This is a genomic window from Blautia fusiformis, from assembly GCF_020686995.1.
Lineage (GTDB): Bacteria > Bacillota > Clostridia > Lachnospirales > Lachnospiraceae > Blautia_A > Blautia_A fusiformis.
Map to the genome: position 1 here is coordinate 142448 of NZ_JAJEPT010000001.1, position 14169 is coordinate 156616.

At 46.1% G+C, this 14169-nt stretch carries 17 protein-coding genes; 12 read left to right on the forward strand and 5 right to left on the reverse strand.

Annotated elements, in window-relative coordinates; all coding sequences use genetic code 11:
* Positions 1-105: 105 nt before the first annotated feature.
* On the forward strand, positions 106-1029 hold the full coding sequence (locus tag LKD46_RS00705; RefSeq protein ID WP_021977051.1) for a ferredoxin-like domain-containing protein: 924 nt from the start codon (positions 106-108) through the stop codon (positions 1027-1029).
* 195 nt (positions 1030-1224) lie between these two features.
* Positions 1225-3207 carry a sodium-translocating pyrophosphatase gene (locus LKD46_RS00710; protein ID WP_044961021.1) on the forward strand — a complete coding sequence of 661 codons (1983 nt, stop codon included), beginning with the start codon at positions 1225-1227 and terminating at the stop codon, positions 3205-3207.
* Positions 3208-3331: 124 nt separating this feature from the next.
* Here the strand turns inward: LKD46_RS00710 and LKD46_RS00715 are convergent, their stop codons facing one another.
* Genes LKD46_RS00715 through LKD46_RS00735 form a run of 5 tightly spaced genes read right to left on the reverse strand, consistent with a single transcriptional unit; the run spans position 3332 to position 6311 of the window.
* Positions 3332-3958 (reverse strand): stage V sporulation protein AA, encoded by a 627-nt coding sequence (locus tag LKD46_RS00715; RefSeq protein WP_118368440.1) that lies wholly within the window; start codon positions 3956-3958, stop codon positions 3332-3334.
* Between the two features lie 25 nt (positions 3959-3983).
* Positions 3984-4340, reverse strand: coding sequence for a SpoVA/SpoVAEb family sporulation membrane protein (locus LKD46_RS00720; protein ID WP_044961024.1), 357 nt, complete (start codon positions 4338-4340; stop codon positions 3984-3986).
* Positions 4341-4342: 2 nt separating this feature from the next.
* Entirely contained in the window at positions 4343-5398 is a 1056-nt protein-coding gene (locus LKD46_RS00725) for a stage V sporulation protein AD (RefSeq protein WP_118368441.1), read from the reverse strand.
* A complete protein-coding gene (locus LKD46_RS00730) occupies positions 5395-5853 on the reverse strand; it encodes a SpoVA/SpoVAEb family sporulation membrane protein (protein WP_118368442.1) in 459 nt (152 codons plus the stop codon). The genes LKD46_RS00725 and LKD46_RS00730 overlap by 4 nt, the downstream gene beginning before the upstream one ends.
* 41 nt (positions 5854-5894) lie before the next feature.
* Positions 5895-6311, reverse strand: coding sequence for a stage V sporulation protein AB (locus tag LKD46_RS00735; RefSeq protein WP_015526908.1), 417 nt, complete (start codon positions 6309-6311; stop codon positions 5895-5897).
* A gap of 191 nt (positions 6312-6502) precedes the next feature.
* Between LKD46_RS00735 and LKD46_RS00740 the strand changes: the two genes are divergently transcribed.
* The 10 genes from LKD46_RS00740 to rplW all read left to right on the forward strand — a co-directional run bounded on the left by LKD46_RS00740 (position 6503) and on the right by rplW (position 14122).
* A complete protein-coding gene (locus LKD46_RS00740; protein ID WP_110103643.1) occupies positions 6503-7234 on the forward strand; it encodes a tRNA threonylcarbamoyladenosine dehydratase in 732 nt (243 codons plus the stop codon).
* 117 nt (positions 7235-7351) lie between these two features.
* Positions 7352-8269, forward strand: coding sequence for a UDP-N-acetylmuramate dehydrogenase (murB, locus tag LKD46_RS00745; protein WP_021650759.1), 918 nt, complete (start codon positions 7352-7354; stop codon positions 8267-8269).
* A gap of 187 nt (positions 8270-8456) precedes the next feature.
* A complete protein-coding gene (gene rapZ / locus LKD46_RS00750) occupies positions 8457-9335 on the forward strand; it encodes an RNase adapter RapZ (protein WP_015526911.1) in 879 nt (292 codons plus the stop codon).
* Positions 9336-9383: 48 nt separating this feature from the next.
* Complete coding sequence (gene whiA, locus LKD46_RS00755; RefSeq protein WP_110103642.1) at positions 9384-10340, forward strand: DNA-binding protein WhiA; 957 nt, start codon at positions 9384-9386, stop codon at positions 10338-10340.
* Positions 10337-10591: an HPr family phosphocarrier protein gene (locus LKD46_RS00760; RefSeq protein ID WP_015526913.1), complete on the forward strand. Its 255-nt coding sequence runs from the start codon at positions 10337-10339 to the stop codon at positions 10589-10591. Before whiA ends, LKD46_RS00760 begins: the two co-directional genes overlap by 4 nt.
* Before the next feature lie 145 nt (positions 10592-10736).
* On the forward strand, positions 10737-11816 hold the full coding sequence (locus LKD46_RS00765; RefSeq protein ID WP_022427085.1) for a hypothetical protein: 1080 nt from the start codon (positions 10737-10739) through the stop codon (positions 11814-11816).
* Positions 11817-12165: 349 nt separating this feature from the next.
* Positions 12166-12483 (forward strand): 30S ribosomal protein S10, encoded by a 318-nt coding sequence (rpsJ, locus tag LKD46_RS00770; RefSeq protein ID WP_015526916.1) that lies wholly within the window; start codon positions 12166-12168, stop codon positions 12481-12483.
* A 65-nt stretch (positions 12484-12548) separates the two neighbouring features.
* Complete coding sequence (gene rplC, locus LKD46_RS00775) at positions 12549-13181, forward strand: 50S ribosomal protein L3 (RefSeq protein WP_015526917.1); 633 nt, start codon at positions 12549-12551, stop codon at positions 13179-13181.
* A 21-nt stretch (positions 13182-13202) separates the two neighbouring features.
* Positions 13203-13823, forward strand: a complete 621-nt coding sequence (gene rplD / locus LKD46_RS00780) for a 50S ribosomal protein L4 (RefSeq protein WP_015526918.1) — start codon at positions 13203-13205, stop codon at positions 13821-13823.
* Positions 13823-14122 carry a 50S ribosomal protein L23 gene (gene rplW / locus LKD46_RS00785; RefSeq protein WP_015526919.1) on the forward strand — a complete coding sequence of 100 codons (300 nt, stop codon included), beginning with the start codon at positions 13823-13825 and terminating at the stop codon, positions 14120-14122. The genes rplD and rplW overlap by 1 nt, the downstream gene beginning before the upstream one ends.
* Positions 14123-14169 lie beyond the last annotated feature (47 nt).

A 14169-nucleotide genomic window follows, 5' to 3' on the forward strand; every position in this document is an offset into this window, starting at 1 on the left:
GTGGTATAGTAGGAAGTACGTGAAAACGATTTCAACATTGCAAAATACAGGGCAACGATACCGTGGGAAAGTATCGGAATGCCGGTGAGACCAGGAGGAGGAAATATGTCAGCATTAACTGTAAGCAAAGAGGAAGAGAAAAGACTGAAGGGGCAGGGTTTTTTAAATAACCGGGGAACCGATGAATTTTCTGCACGGGTGATCACTGTAAACGGAAAGGTGACAGCGGCACAGCACAGATGTATGGCGGAAGCAGCAGAGAAATTCGGCAACGGAAATCTTACCTACACGACCAGGCTTTCCGTGGAGATCCAGGGAATCCCCTACGAAAAGATCGAAGAGTTTCAGGAATTTATTGCGAAGGAAGGTCTGGAGACAGGAGGAACAGGAGCAAAGGTCCGACCGGTAGTATCCTGCAAGGGAACCACCTGTCAGTATGGACTTCTGGATTCCTATGCAATTTCAGAAGAGATTTTCCGGAGATTCTATAAAGGCTACCGTCAGGTTGCACTGCCGCATAAATTTAAGATCGCAGTAGGCGGATGCCCGAATAACTGTGTGAAACCAAATCTGAATGATGTGGGGATCATCGGACAGAGGATCCCGCACTTTGACAGCGAGGCATGCAAGGGCTGCAAAAAATGTGCCATTGAAGCTGCATGTCCAAACAAAGTGGCGAAAGTCGTTGACGGGAAACTGCACATTGATGAGGAGCTTTGCAGACACTGCGGAAGGTGTGTGGGAAAATGTCCATTCCATTCCATCCCGGACGGTACCTACGGATTCAAGATCTATATCGGTGGACGCTGGGGAAAGAAAATTTCTCATGGAAAGGCCCTGAACCGGATCTTTACGTCAGAGGAAGAGGCACTGGATGTTATTGAGAAGGCAATCCTGCTTTTTAAGGACCAGGGATTAAAGGGAGAACGTTTTGCCGAGACTATAGAACGAATTGGATTCGAAAATGCAGAAAAACAATTATTGGAAAAAAATCTTCTGGAAAGAAAAATGGAAATTTTGTCCAAATAGAGATATAAAAAACTTCCTATTATATAAGCTGTCTGAAACTGAAAAAATGCGAGCAATAATATAAAAAATTTTTATCCCATTTATATAAATTTTTATTATATCACAATATTAACAAAAAACTAAGTGAAAATTCTATTTGAAATATGCAAAATAATGTGATAAAGTATTAACAATACATGAACGGAGGTAAAAAGAGTGGAAAACTACATGTATTTGGTGCCGGTGGCAGCAGTACTGGCACTTCTGTTCGCAGCATACCTTGCAGCGAAGGTCAGCAAGCAGGATGCAGGAACAGACAGAATGAAGGAGATCGCAGGTGCGATCGCAGAAGGTGCCCGCGCCTTCTTAACAGCAGAGTACAAGATCCTGGTTATTTTTGTAGCCGTACTTTTTGTACTGATCGGAATCGGAGTTGGAAGCTGGGTAACAGCAATCTGCTTCGTAGTAGGTGCTCTGTTTTCAACAATCGCAGGATACTGCGGTATGACCGTTGCAACAAAGGCTAATGTAAGAACAGCAAATGCAGCAAAAGAGGGAGGAATGAACAAGGCTCTTTCCATTGCATTCTCCGGCGGTGCTGTTATGGGTATGTGTGTTGCAGGTCTTGGTGCACTGGGTGTCAGCGTTGTGTATATCATCACAAAGAACGTTGACGTACTTTCTGGATTCAGCCTTGGTGCTTCTTCCATCGCACTGTTTGCACGTGTTGGTGGTGGAATCTATACAAAGGCAGCTGACGTAGGAGCTGACCTTGTAGGTAAGGTTGAGGCAGGAATCCCGGAGGATGACCCTCGTAATCCGGCTGTTATCGCGGATAACGTAGGTGATAACGTAGGTGATGTTGCCGGTATGGGTGCAGACCTTTTTGAGTCCTATGTAGGATCTCTGGTATCTGCCCTTACACTTGGTGCGGTAGCCGGAGCAGTTTCCGGTGTTCTCTATCCGCTGGCTATTGCAGGCTGTGGACTGATCGCATCCATCATTGCAACATTCTTTGTAAAAGGTGATGATAATTCCAATCCGCAGAAAGCCCTCACAAGAGGAAGCTATGTATCTGCAGCACTTGTTATCATCGTGTCCCTGATCCTCAGCAAGACTCTCTTCGGAGACATGAAGGCAGCCATTGCTGTGATCGCAGGTCTTGTTGTCGGTGTCATCATCGGAAACATTACAGAGTATTACACATCTGCAGATTACAAACCGGTTCAGGGAATCGGCGAGCAGTCTGAGACAGGTGCAGCTACAACTATCATCAGTGGTATCGCAGTAGGTATGAAATCTACAGCATTCCCGATCCTGCTGATCTGTGTTGGTATTTTTGTAGCATACGGTGTGGATGGATTATACGGAATCGCTCTTGCAGCAGTTGGTATGCTTTCCACAACAGGAATCACAGTTGCCGTTGACGCGTATGGACCCATCGCTGACAATGCCGGGGGTATTGCAGAGATGTCAGGTCTGGATGAGTCAGTTCGTGAGATCACAGATAAGCTTGATTCTGTAGGTAACACAACAGCAGCTATGGGTAAAGGCTTCGCGATCGGTTCCGCAGCTCTTACAGCGCTTGCTCTGTTTGTATCTTATGCGAATGCAGTAAATCTGGATGCGATCAATATCCTTGCTCCTCGTGTTACGATCGGTATCTTTATCGGTGGTATGCTTACATTCCTCTTCTCAGCCTTCACAATGGAATCCGTTTCCAAGGCTGCTTACAAGATGATCGAGGAAGTAAGACGCCAGTTCCGTGAGAAACCGGGTATCATGAAGGGGACTGAGAAACCGGATTACAAATCATGCGTTGCGATCTCCACAACAGCAGCTCTTCACGAGATGATGCTTCCTGGAATCATGGCGGTCGTTGTTCCGGTTATCGTAGGTGTTGTTCTTGGCGTTGAGGCTCTTGGAGGACTTCTTTCCGGTGCTCTTGTAACAGGTGTACTGATGGCGATCTTCATGTCCAACGCAGGTGGTGCATGGGATAATGCAAAAAAATACATCGAGACAGGTCATCATGGCGGAAAAGGCAGCGAGGCGCACAAAGCAGCCGTTGTCGGCGATACAGTCGGCGATCCGTTCAAAGATACATCAGGGCCTTCCATTAACATCCTGATCAAGCTTATGACTATTGTATCACTGGTATTTGCTCCTCTGTTCTTATCCATCGGAGGACTTCTGTAAATATCATTTCAGAAAAAAAGTAAACCCATATTATATAAAAAAAGCTCTTTGCAGAGAAATCTGCAGGGAGCTTTTTTTTGTGCGACAGGCGGCGGAATTGTACGGATATGAGAGTGTGCTCTGGTTATGATTCAGTTTCTGGATTTTCTGTTCGTGCAGCTTGTTCGATCAGTGTCCGGTTTACATCATCCTCATAGGTCCGCATCTGCACCTGCATAGGTGTGGGATCATCGCTTAGCTTCAGATGCCCGAAATGATTAAAGAAGATCAGTACACCGAGGCCGATCCCGATGGAGTAGGAAATCTCCAGGATGGTAAAGCCGGAGGAACTTTTTCCCGTAACAAGAGCGTAAAACTGGCTAAAAAGGCTGCCCATATCTACGTCATTATTAAAGGTCATAATGGAAAAAGCGGCGCCGAAAAAGGAAACCAGGCATACAAAAAGGATTTTTACATACCGGAAAATTTTCCCTGTGGCAGAGCTGATGCGGTAGGTGATGATAAAATCCGTTTCCCCGATGGGAGAAATATCAATGGAGGGTTCCAGCTTCTGGATCTTTTTCAGAAGATCCGAGACAGACATCACATAGCGTCCGGGCTTTTTCACATCCAGAACGATCACAGGCATGACCCGCAGACGATTGAGGATTTTGGGGTCACTCATGGAAAGTGCAGCGATATCCTGAAGATATACATGTGGGTTGGTGACTTCAATGTTCTGATCCAGCTGCAGATAAAGAGTATCACTCATGAGAAAAAACTCCTTTCCCGGAATATTATTTTTTCATTTTGGGACGGAAGAAGAGACTGGCCAGATAAGAGAAGATCAGGGCGGAGGAAACTCCGGCAGCACAGGCAGTGAAGCCTCCTGTAAAAAGCCCAAGGATGCCGTCTTCTTCAATGGCTTTTTTCATACCCTCCCATAATACATGTCCGAAACCGATCAGCGGGACGGAGGCCCCGGCACCTGCAAAATCCACCAGCGGCCGGTAGATGCCAACGGCACTTAACAGGGCGCCGCTACATACCAGAAGTACCATCACACGGCCAGGCATCAGCTTTGTCTTGTCCAGAAGGATCTGGATCAGGGCACAGACAAGGCCGCCGAACCAGAATGCGTTAAAGTAATCCATGCTCATACCTCCATATGCTCGATGACAACTCCGTGGGCAATACCCGGAATACTGTCACCTTCATTAAAGCTTACTTTGGAAAGAAGCGCTCCTGTTGGTACAAAAAGGATCCGCTTCCATTCTCCGGATACAATCTTCGGAAGGATATAGGAGGCAAGGACTACAGCAGAACAGCCGCAGCCGCTTCCTCCTGCGTGGGTGTCCTGAGAAGGATTGTCATAGATCAGGATACCGCAGTCTTTATGAATGGGAGAAAGCCGGATATTTTGTTCCTCCAGAAGATCCAGGAGAATTTTCTGCCCGATGATTCCCAGATCCCCGGTAAAGACGGCATCATAATCCGAAGGCGTCCGCCCGAAATCCGAAAAGCTTCGTGCAATGGTATCGCAGGCTGCAGGAGCCATACAGCCTCCCATGTTCATGGAATCCCTGAGACCATAATCCATCACACGGCCGGCAGTAAGGCCGGTGATAGCAGCACAGCCTTTGCCGGAGCGCAGAGGAGCTTTTTCTCCGGGAGGAGATGTACTTAGGATACAGGCACCGCTTCCGGTTACTGTCCAGGTGGCAGAAAACGGCCGCTGGTTTCCGTATCCCAGAGGAAAACGAAATTCTTTTTCCGCACTTGCGAAATGGCTGGAGGTGGCACATAAGACCCGTGTGCCGAATCCGGCGGTCAGAGCAAGGGAACCGAGAGAAAGTGCTTCCCCTATGGTGGAGCAGGCGCCGTAAAGACCGTAAAAGGGAATTCCAAGTCCAGCGGAGCCGAAACAGGTGGCTGATGTCTGAGCGAGAAGATCTCCGGCGAACATCAGATGGATATCTTCGGAGCTCAGTCCGGCTTTGCTTATGGCCTGAGTGGCAGTTTCTTTCTGCAGTGTGCTTTCCGCAGATTCCCAGGTTTCACAGCCAAACATGGGATCTTCACAGACCAGGTCAAAAAGATCTCCAAGAGGACCGTCCGCCTCTTTCTGACTGACGATGGATGCGGCGCTTTCGATATACAAAGGCTGTGAAAATGCAATGCTGGCTGCGCCAAGTCTGAGATTTTTGCTCATGATATCACCTCCAGGATCTTTAGGATATAATAGATCACACCCAGTCCCCAGGCGCTTAAGATGCCGTAGAGGATCACAGGACCTGCAATAGTAAAGATCTTGCACCCTATGCCGAAAACCTGTCCTTCTGCCCGGAACTCAATGGCGGATGCAGCCACTGAGTTGGCGAATCCGGTAATGGGAACAAGACTTCCTGCACCGCCGAATTTGCCGATCTTGGGATAAATACCAAAGCCTGTGAGAAGGACGCTTAAGAGAATGAGAAGGACAGAACACCAGGTTCTGGAATCGGAAGCATCTGCGCCGAGAGCCTGTGCTGTGTTTAAGATAACCTGTCCAAGAAGACAGATCAGTCCGCCTGTGAGAAAAGCTTTTGCCATATTCAGCGGCAGACTGTGGGTGGGAGTAAGTTGTTTGACATATTGTTCATATTTTTTTTTGTTGATATTTTGCATATGGAAAATCCTTTCGTGAGATGGTAGAGTGACAGTAAGAATTACATCCAGCTCATGGCATAATAAAACAGGGAGCCCAGGGCTTTTCCGGCAGCAATGGAAATTATTACCGGAGAAAGCCCCTGAGAGAGCTTCAGCCGTCTGGCAAAGACGGGAAAGACTTTTGCGATCTCTGCCAGTGCAAGGATCCAGCCGCCCAGGAAAATTCCGAAAAATACTCCGCAGACAGCCAGGAAAAAAGGTCCCAGCGGAATTCTGATCGGAAACAGGGTGACGACGGTTCCGGCAACTGTTCCCAGAAGTGTCAGATCTTCATAAAGAAAAATCTGGTCAGCTGTATGCGTGATACCTGCATAGCGGGGAACAATGGAAAGGCCGATCAGCAGTCCGGAGACACCTCCTGCAACGATGATCCCGGCACAGAAACCGATAAAGCACAGAATCAGCTGTTGAAGCATGGACAGAACCTCCTTGTGGGATTGTATGGGAATAGTATGAGAAAATATAAATTTTTTATGCGAAAATCTTAAAAAACAAGAATATCTGTACATTTACGGACAGAGATAGTATAATAAAAAAGAATATAGACAGCGGCGGACAGGCGCTGTCTTTCTCAATCAAAAGAAAAAACAGTGTCAGGAGGACGGATATGCAGGATGCTTTTTCACGTATGGAATTGCTCGTTGGAAATACAGGTGTAAAAAAACTCAGCAGGGCGAAAATTGCAGTATTCGGTCTTGGCGGAGCCGGATCACAGGTGGCAGAGTCACTTGCGCGCTGCGGTGTGGGGAGTCTGACACTGATCGATCATGAAAAGATCACATTGACGAATATCGGAAGCCAGGTGCTGGCACTTCATTCTACTCTGGGAATGAGCAAGGTAGAGGCGGCCAAGAAGAGAATCCGGGATATTGATGAGAATATTTTGGTGCATACCTACGAAACCTTTTATAATGAGGAGACTGCGGGAATGTTTGAATTACGTTCCTTTGATTATATTGTGGATACAATGGGAACACTGTCGTCAAAACTGCTTCTGATCAGCAGAGCAAGGGAGGGACGTGTGCCTGTGATCTCCTGCCTGGACATCGGGGACAAGATAGACCCGTCTAGACTTGAGGTTGCGGATATCAGCAGGACCACAGTATGCCCGGCGGCCAGGATCATAAAAAAAGAACTACGTAAACAGGGAATACGTAAACTCAAAGTACTGTATTCCAGAGAACAACCGGCAAAAGAAAAGCTTTTCAGACGGAGAAGAACTATGGTGAAGAAGCCTGCCGAAGGAAATATTTCCTTTGTGACAGGGACTGCGGGATATCTGCTGGCGGGAGAAGTTGTGCGGGATATACTGTCAGCCGGAAACGCTTCACACAGCTGACAGCAAATGAGAAATTGAGCGCAGATCACGGACAGATCCAGTTCATGAGCATGAGTCAAGGCGGAACAGTAATGTCTGCTTTACAGAAATAAAACAGAAAGACTGAGGAAATAAAAAGTGAATTCAGAAATCATAAAAAAGTTCTGCGATCTTCTTGGAGAAGAACGTGTTTTTACAGGCGAAGCAATGAGCCGTCATACAACTTTTAAGATCGGAGGTCCGGCGGATTATTTTCTGATGCCGGATAAAGACACAGATGTGGGGCGTATCGTAAAAATCTGTAAAGAAAGTGCGATCCCTTATTTTATCCTCGGAAATGGAAGTAATCTTCTAGTAGGAGACGGCGGTTACCGTGGTGCGGTTATCCAGATCTACAAAAATATGTCTGCCGTTACCGTAGAAGGAACAGAGATCACCGTACAGGCAGGTGCGCTGCTTTCATCGGTGGCAGCAGCAGCAAAAAATGCAGCTCTTACAGGCTTTGAGTTTGCAGGCGGGATCCCGGGAACTATGGGCGGTGCGGTTGTGATGAATGCAGGTGCCTATGGCGGCGAGATGAAGGATGTTCTCACAGAGGTAACTGTGATGGATGAGGAGGGAGAGATCGTTACCCTTCCGGCAGATAAACTGGAACTGGGATATCGTACCAGCATCATCAAAACCGCAGGTTATATCGTGCTGGAAGCAAAGCTGCAGCTGAAGGAGGGAAATCCGGAAGTGATCCGTGAGACCATGAAAGATCTGACGATCCGTCGTACCACCAAACAGCCGTTGGAGTATCCCAGTGCTGGAAGTACCTTTAAGAGACCGGAGGGATATTTTGCAGGTAAGCTGATCATGGACAGCGGTCTTGCTGGATATCAGGTAGGTGGTGCACAGGTTTCTGAGAAACACTGTGGCTTTGTGATCAATGCAGGCGGTGCAACTGCCAGGGATGTCCGCACGCTGATGGATAATGTCAGGGATATCGTTTATAAGAAATATGGAGTTACGCTGGAACCGGAGGTGAAGTTCCTGGGTGATTTTGAAGCCTGATGACCATTTCTGGTACATCGTTTTCAAAATAATTATACCACTTACTTGTCTGTGGATCCGATCGCACAGACCTAAAAGCCTCAGCGTAGCCCGGCTTTCAGATACCCAGGATATGAAACAGAGGGAACAGGAATGCGTATGTACGCTTTACAGATAACGGAAGAAGAAATGGAAAGGAAGAGAGACTATGCGTTTTGTGATCGTTACAGGTGTGTCAGGAGCAGGAAAAACAGCTGCACTTAAAATGTTGGAGGATATGGGATATTTCTGCGTGGATAATCTTCCAATCCAGCTTCTGGAAAAATTTGCTTCCCTTCTTCCTGAGATGCAGAGCGAAAATGTTAGAAATGTGGCTCTTGGGATCGATGCCAGAAGCGGAAGTGCCCTTGATGAACTGGAAGTAGTTCTGGACCGTATGAAGCAGACCGGGTATGATTACGAGATCCTGTTTATGGATGCAGAGGATTCGGTCCTTGTAAAACGCTATAAAGAATCCAGAAGAAGCCACCCGCTGGCAAGAGCAGGGAGAGTGGATGAGGGAATCCGCCTGGAACGTGAGAAAACAAAATTTCTCCGGAAACGTGCGGATTATATCATTGATACCAGCCATCTGCTTACCAGGGAGCTTCGCCAGGAAATCGAAAAGATCTTTGTGGATGACAGAGAGTTCAGCAATATCATGATCTCTGTGCTTTCCTTCGGCTTTAAGTATGGAATCCCGGCAGATGCAGATCTTGTGTTTGATGTGCGATTTCTTCCCAATCCCTATTATGTGGATGAACTGCGTCCTCTGACAGGCCTTGACGATGAAGTGTTCAATTATGTGATGGCCAGTGATACGGCGAAAGCCTTCGCGGACAAACTGGAGGATATGATCCGTTTTCTGATCCCTAACTACATTAAAGAAGGGAAAACAAGCCTTGTGATCGGTATCGGATGTACAGGGGGAAAACATCGTTCTGTTACTATTGCCAGAGAACTTTTTTCCAGGCTTTCCAAATCGGATGAATACGGCATCCGCCTGGAGCACAGGGATGCGGAGAAGGACAGACTTCTGAAAAAATAACTGCCGCGATGAAAAGGGTGGCAGGGAAACAGTAAAAGAGGGTTCGGGATGTCATTTTCAGGAAAAGTCAAAGAAGAACTTTCAGGACAGCTTAGTCTGGCCAGGCACTGTCAGGTGGCAGAACTGGCGGCACTGCTCTGCGGCTGCGGCCGTGTGGAAAAAATGTCGGATGGAAACAGAAAACTATGGATCCAGACAGAAAATGAAGCAGTTGCAAGAAAAAGCTTTACATTATTGCGAAAAACCTTTAATATAGAGACAGCGATTGTTATCCGGGAAGGGGCTCATCTCAAACGGGGTAAGGTATATCTTGTTGAGGTTACGGATCCTGCCAGAACAGAGGAAGTACTGCAGGGGACAAAGCTTTCTGTGGATAACGAAACCGGTTTACTTGAAATGGATAATTCGCTTGTGGTTCAGATGAACTGTTGCAAGCGGGCATTTATTCGCGGTACTTTTTTGTCGTCCGGTTCGATCAGTGATCCAGAGAAAGGGTATCATTTTGAGATCGTGTGTCCGGACAGCAGGAAAGCAGAACAATTACAGGGGATTATCCGCAGTTTTCACGTAGAAGCTAAAATTGTGGTGCGCAAGAAATCATATGTGGTCTATGTGAAGGAAGGCGCGCAGATCGTTGACATGCTGGCAGTCATGGAGGCGAACGTAGCCCTTATGGATCTGGAGAACATCCGGATACTTAAGGAAATGCGTAACACGGTAAACCGTAAGGTGAACTGTGAGGCTGCGAATATCAATAAAACGGTAAATGCGGCAGTGAGACAGGTGGAAGATATACAGCTGATCAGCAGAACTATCGGCTTTGAGAGCTTAAGTGATGGATTGGCACAGATAGCCAGGCTGAGACTGCAGTATCCGGATGCCACACTGAAAGAATTAGGTATGATGTTGAATCCGCAGGTGGGCAAATCAGGTGTGAATCACCGGCTTCGCAAGCTGAGTGAGATCGCAGATGAGCTGCGGGAGAACAAGGAGGAGCTATTATGATTAAAAAACCAATCACTATCAACTTATCCACTGGACTGGAGGCAAGACCTGTAGCACAGCTTGTTCAGGTGGCAAGCCAGTTTAACAGTGAAATTTATGTTGAGATTGGCAAAAAAAGAGTCAATGCAAAGAGCATTATGGGAATGATGACTCTGGGACTTGACGCTGGAGAAGAGATTACACTGTCTGCCAACGGTGATGATGAGAATGCAGCGATGGAGAGCATTGAACAGTATTTAAGCAACCAGTAATCAGTTGGAACAGAGCAGTCCGCGGAAAATGGTAGATTCCTGCGGATGTGGAATATAAAGGGATACAGACGGAAAGGAAGACCGATTCCCGCTGTATCCCTTTCCGCTTCAAAGTACCTACAAATATGAAAGAGGAAGATTACCTATGTCAAAAGTATTGAAATTTATCGTACATTTTGTTGTGATATGCACACTGATCTGTGTACTGGGACTTGTTCTTCCGCCGTTCTTCGGGGTGAGAACAGTGATCGTGGATAAATCCGATAAGGCAACGAACCTCCCAGTCGGATCTGTTACATATGCGATCCCGGAGAAGAGTTCTGCGATCAGCGCAGGTACTCCGATCCTTGTACAGAAAGATTCCGAGACATATAAATATACGATCACCAATCTCGATGCCTCCAAGGGAACCGGAACAGTAACAGATCAGTCCGTTTCCGGAGGAAAGACTTTTACCATTAAGGTTGGAGATTATGTTCCAAAAGTTGTAGTTACCATTGGCTATGTGGGATATCTTATGGTGGCTACAGAAAGTATTGAAGGCCTGATCATTCTTGGTCTGGTCGTATTGTTCCTGATCATCCTGTATGTGATCGCAGAACTCTGGAAGAAAGAGCCGGATGATATTGAGGAAGATGTGAACGATCCGGAACCGGGTTATGTGAAGTCCAGGAAAGAACTGAAGCAGGAAGAAAAAGCACGTGCCAGAAGAATGAAGGAAGAAGAAAAAGAGATCATTCAGGAAGAAAAGGCACGAAAACACAAAAATAAAAAAGCAGATAAGCGTAAGGTCCGTACGGGCGGTTTCGTAGATGAGATTGACGAAGAGGATGTTACAGGCTATTCGGAGAATAAAAAGAAGGCTGCCATACAGCAGACTGCACAGACTGCCGCAAGTGAAGCTCATGCGGAACTTAAGAAAGAGATTGCAGCAGCCACTTCAGAAGAAGCAGATATGCTTTCCAGACTGGAAATGGCAGAACGTACGGTTGAAGAAAACAGAAAGCCGCATCCGGCCGGAAAGGTCGAAGAGGTTCCGGAAGAGGAAGAGGAGCCGGTTACCATTGGAAGCCTTGCGATGCCGTCTTATTCCGCAGCGCAGCTTGCAAGCCGCGTAAAAAAGGCCGGTGATGCACCGGATATCGTTAAGGATGACATCACGAAGGTTACACTGTTTGATTACTCGGATATCATCAGTGGTGATGTGGACGATATGGAAGAATAAAATAAATACCTATTATATAAGAAGAAAATGGCTCAGAAATGAGCCATTTTCTTCTTTTTTAAAAAAAATCAAAAAAAATTAAAAAAAGGCTTGCATTCTGAAGAATCATCGTATATACTAATCCTTGCTGTGACATTGATAGCTATGAAGCGTGAGGTTGCTGCCACACTGGCAGGTTTTCCGTGGAGCGAATGTCAAGTTAGGAAACTGACGACAAGTCACTGTACAAAGTTCAATAACCATCTTGGGATGGGACGTGTGTGTAAATATACCATGACACACACGGAGATGTGTACAGTCGCCGCTTGTCGTACTGCTATATAAGTACGAATAGGAGGAGACTTTTTTTATGGCAAATCAGGTAATGAGAATCACATTAAAGGCATATGATCATCAGCTCGTTGATGCATCTGCAGCAAAAATCATCGAGACAGTAAAGAAGAACGGAGCAATGGTAAGTGGACCGGTTCCGCTTCCTACTAAGAAAGAGGTTGTTACAATCTTAAGAGCTGTTCATAAATACAAAGATTCCAGAGAGCAGTTTGAGCAGAGAACACATAAGAGACTTATCGATATCCTGACACCAACTCAGAAAACAGTAGATGCACTTTCCAGACTGGAAATGCCGGCTGGTGTTCACATCGATATCAAGATGAAAAACCGCTAATAATGTCATTTGACATTAACTATATGATTACCGAATGGTAATCCGCTATAAGGAGGAAGAAAGAAATGAAGAAAGCTATTTTAGCTACTAAAGTCGGAATGACTCAGATCTTCAATGAAGATGGAATGTTAATTCCGGTAACTGTTTTACAGGCAGGTCCTTGCGTTGTAACTCAGGTTAAAACTGAGGAGAACGATGGATACACATCAGTTCAGGTTGGCTTCGGCGAGATCAGAGAGAAACTGGTCAACAAACCGGAGAAAGGCCACTTTGACAAAGCTGGTGTAGCTGTAAAGAGATTTGTAAAAGAGTTCAGATTTGACAATGCCGGCGAGTATGAGGTTGGACAGGAGATCAAGGCTGATATCTTTGCAGCAGGAGATCATATCGATGCTACTGCAGTTTCCAAAGGTAAAGGCTTCCAGGGCGCCATCAAGAGACATGGCCAGTCCAGAGGACCTATGGCTCACGGTTCTAAATATCATCGTCATGCAGGTTCCAACGGCGCTTGCTCCGATCCGAGCAAGGTTTTCAAAGGAAAACATATGCCAGGTCACATGGGACATGTTCAGGTAACTGTTCAGAATCTTGAGATCGTACGTGTAGATACAGAAAATAACTTACTGTTAGTTAAGGGTGCTGTTCCAGGACCTAAGAAATCTTTGGTTACAATCAAAGAGACAGTAAAGTCCTTATAATAGGAAAGGAGGAGCATCAGAATGGCTAATGTAACTGTTTATAATATGGAAGGCAATGAAGTTGGCACAATGGAGCTGAATGACGCAGTATTCGGCGTTGAGATCAACGAGCATCTCGTTCATCTTGCAGTTGTTCGTCAGCTTGCAAATAACCGTCAGGGAACTCAGAAAGCGAAAACTCGTTCTGAGGTAAGAGGCGGCGGAAGAAAACCGTGGAGACAGAAAGGAACAGGTCATGCAAGACAGGGTTCCATCCGTGCACCACAGTGGACAGGCGGCGGTGTTGTATTCGCTCCGGTTCCGAGAGATTATGAAGTGAAAATGAACAAGAAGGAAAGAAGAGCAGCTCTTAAATCCGCTCTGACATCCAAGGTTCAGGATAATAAACTTGTTGTTGTTGACAGCCTTGCACTTGCTGAGGTTAAGACAAAAGAGATGCAGAAGGTTCTTACAAACCTGAAAGCAGAGAAAGCTCTTGTAATCACAGCTGACAACGATCAGAACGTAGTTCTTTCTGCAAGAAACATCGCTGACGTGGAAACTGCAACACCGGCTACAATCAACACATACGATGTTATGAAACACAACACCGTAGTTGTTACAAAGGATGCCGTTGCATCTATCGAGGAGGTATACGCATAATGGCAAGTATTCAGTACTATGACGTAATCATCCGTCCGGTTATCACAGAGAAATCCATGGCAGACATGGGTGAGAAGAAATATACATTCCTTGTACATCCGGAAGCTAACAAGACTCAGATCAAAGAGGCTGTTGAGAAGATGTTCGAGGGAACAAAAGTTAAGAGCGTAAACACCATCAACAGTGATGGAAAGAAAAAACGCCGTGGAATGGTAGTTGGAAAAACTGCTAAGACTAAAAAAGCTATCGTAGCTCTTACAGAAGAGAGCAAAGATATCGAGATTTTTGAGGGACTTTAATTAACAGATAAGTCCGAATATGTGCACGAAAGCACGAGAACAAATTC